The sequence below is a fragment of the Kitasatospora putterlickiae genome (assembly GCF_039527695.1).
Taxonomy (GTDB): domain Bacteria; phylum Actinomycetota; class Actinomycetes; order Streptomycetales; family Streptomycetaceae; genus Kitasatospora; species Kitasatospora putterlickiae.
Genome location: NZ_BAAAKJ010000028.1, coordinates 13,529 through 16,122 on the forward strand (window position 1 = coordinate 13,529; position 2,594 = coordinate 16,122).

General features: G+C 74.1%; 3 protein-coding genes. All 3 read right to left on the reverse strand.

Annotated features, from left to right (window positions below):
- A partial coding sequence (locus ABD308_RS39540; protein WP_425554684.1) for a hypothetical protein occupies window positions 1–95 on the reverse strand: 95 nt, incomplete at its 3' end.
- A complete protein-coding gene (locus ABD308_RS03655) occupies window positions 92–1,408 on the reverse strand; it encodes an ABC1 kinase family protein (RefSeq protein ID WP_344325422.1) in 1,317 nt (438 codons plus the stop codon). The genes ABD308_RS03655 and ABD308_RS39540, both read right to left, overlap by 4 nt.
- Before the next feature lie 75 nt (window positions 1,409–1,483).
- Entirely contained in the window at window positions 1,484–2,281 is a 798-nt protein-coding gene (locus ABD308_RS03660; protein ID WP_344325425.1) for a TIGR03084 family metal-binding protein, read from the reverse strand.
- Window positions 2,282–2,594: the final 313 nt, after the last annotated feature.

The following is a 2,594-nucleotide window of genomic DNA, read 5'->3' on the forward strand; positions in this document are numbered from 1 at the left end:
CCCGCCGCCGCGAGGGCGGCGACGGTGTGCGAGCCGAGGAAGCCGGTGCCCCCGGTCACCGCGACCAGCCCGGCGGGCCGTCCGGCGGCGGTCACGGCGCGACCACCGGCGCGTCGGGTGCGGGCGGACGGCGGGCGGCGGCGTCCACCTGGACGTCCTTGGCGAACGAGGCCATCAGCACGGGGACGGCCTCGGCCTGGAAGTCGACCTCGGAGTCGAACTCCTTGATCATTCCCTCCAGCACCAGCAGCGAGAGCAGCGGGAAGGCGAACTCGGCCGCGGCGAACACCCCGAAGTCCCGCTGGAGTTTGAACAGCCGGGGCGCGAACGCGCCGAGCTCGAAGTCCTTGGACAGCGCCCCGAAGGCCTCGTCCACCAGCGCCGTCACGGCGGCCCGGAAGCCCTCGCGGTCGAGGTCCGCGGGCAGCCGCGCGGCGCTGTCCAGGACGATGTCGGCGCACTTCGGGCCGTTGCCCTGCGCCATGTTGAGGAAGAAGCCGGCGAAGGAGCGCCGGACGGCGTCGGGCAGGCGCACCACGAATCCGGCGTCGAGGACCACCACCCGCCCCTCGCCGTCCAGGCAGAGGTTGCCGGGGTGCAGGTCGCAGTGGACCAGGCCGTCGACGAAGAGCATCCGGTAGACGGCCCGGAGCACGTCGCGGACCACCTCCTGACGGCGCTCCACGGTCATGCCCAGCGGGCGGAAGCGGCCGAGGCCGGGGATGAACTCCATGGTGAGCACGGTCGGTCCGGACAGCTCCTCGACCGGCGCCGGGATGCGCAGCTCGGTGTGGCCGCCGAGGTTGGCGCGCAGCAGGAGCAGCGCGTCGCGCTCGGCGGTGAAGTCGAGCTGGCGCAGGACGGCGCCGCCGAGCTGGCCGATCATCTCCTCGGCGGGCAGGTCCCGCATGCCCGGCAGCACCCGTCCGGCGCGGGCGCCGAGCAGGGCCAGCCGCAGATCGGCCTCCAGCACCCGGCGGATGCCGTGCCGCTGCACCTTGACGGCGACCTCGGTGCCGTCCGCGAGCCGGGCGCGGTGGACGCTGGCGATGCTGCCGCAGGCCACCGGCTCCCACTCGAACCCGGCGAAGGCGTCGGCGAGTCCGGCCTCGGCGAGGGTGCGGGCCACCGCGGCGCTGCGCGGCGGGCGCACCTCGTCGGCCAGTTCGCCGAGCGCGTCGCACCAGCGTTCGGGCAGCAGGTCGCGGCGGGTGCTGACCAGTTGCCCGGCCTTGACGAAGAACGGGCCCAGCGCGGTCAGCAGCCGGGGCGCCCGGTCCGCCAGCCGGGCCCGGCCGCCCCGGGTCGCCAGCCCCGGCAGGGCGGCGACCAGGTGTCCGGTGAGGACCGAGGCGGTGGCACAGGCCCGTCCGGCCAGCAGCCACCGACTCGTCCGTTGTTCTCGCACGGCGCCTCCAGGTCCCTCGTGGCGGGCGGGCCGATGCGGCCCGACAGCGAGGAAACCAGCCGCCAAGTGGTCGATCTATACGCGATATTGCCCAATGCGGCCGCGCCCCTCGCCGGGCGTGCCGAGATAGGTCTGGGCGATGCCCAGCCAGTGGTCGGCCGCCGCGCCGACGGCGGTCAGCGCGAGGTCGTCGCGGTGCCGGCGGCGGGTGACGAGCAGGCAGAAGTCGGCGGCCGGGCCCTGGATCCGCTGCTCGGCCTCCTCGGGGCCGAAGGCCCAGGAGACGCCGGACGGGCCGGTGAGCTCGAACCGGAACGGCTCGGCGGGCGGCTCCAGGCCGCGGGCCAGGTAGGCGAGGTCCCGGGTCCTGGTGCCGAGGAAGGCGATGTGGCCGATCCGGTCGGTGAAGACGTACGGGACGCCCAGGGCCTCGTGGACGTCCTGGCCGTGCGCGAACACCTCCATCAGCGCCACCGCGGCGAGCACCCCGGCCGGCAGCGGACCGGCCAGCCACGGCACCGGATCGCGCCGGGGCACCGCGGCGAGCCCCCGCTCGACGGCGGGCCGCAGCCCGGCCCAGCGGCGCAGCAGGTCGGGGACGGGCTCGGCGAGGCCTTCGGCGAGCCGGGCCGCCATGCCGGCCTCGAAGTCCTCCCGGATCGGCGCGGTCTCGGCCTCGAAGGCGGCCGGGGCGCGCAATCCGAGGTCCATCAGCCGGCTGACCAGCGCCAGGTGCGCCACCTGGTGCCGGACCGTCCAGCCGGTGGCCGGGGTCGGCGCGGACCACTGGTCGGGCGGCAGGTCCGCCACCAGCCGGGCGAGTTCGGCCCCTTCCGTCGCCAGGTCGGCGCAGACGTCCTGCATTGCTGTCATGTGGCCATTCCCTTCCCTCTCGGGGCACGCTTAATCCGGTTCCGCGTTCATTTTCCGGAAGCGGCCACCCGCGCGCTTCTCCATACGTGCCTCCCGTATACCACACCGGACATTCGTGGACGTATAGGTCGCGTCCTCCTGAGGACGACTTTCAACGCTCCGCCCACACCGCAATCCAGAAGGTGCGAAAGTCACCCGACAGCAAAACGATGTGTCTGCGCCAAACCCGGCCGAGGCGCCTCCCGGCCGGCACCGACCAGCACCGGGGGTATCGCGCCAGATGAGAGAGCCACCAGACGGTTGAGCCTCCACG

What these genes read in the sequence shown, in the direction of transcription:
- ABD308_RS03660 (WP_344325425.1), bottom strand. Translation starts at nt 2,281, where the DNA reads ATGACAGCAATGCAGGACGTCTGCGCCGACCTGGCGACGGAAGGGGCC.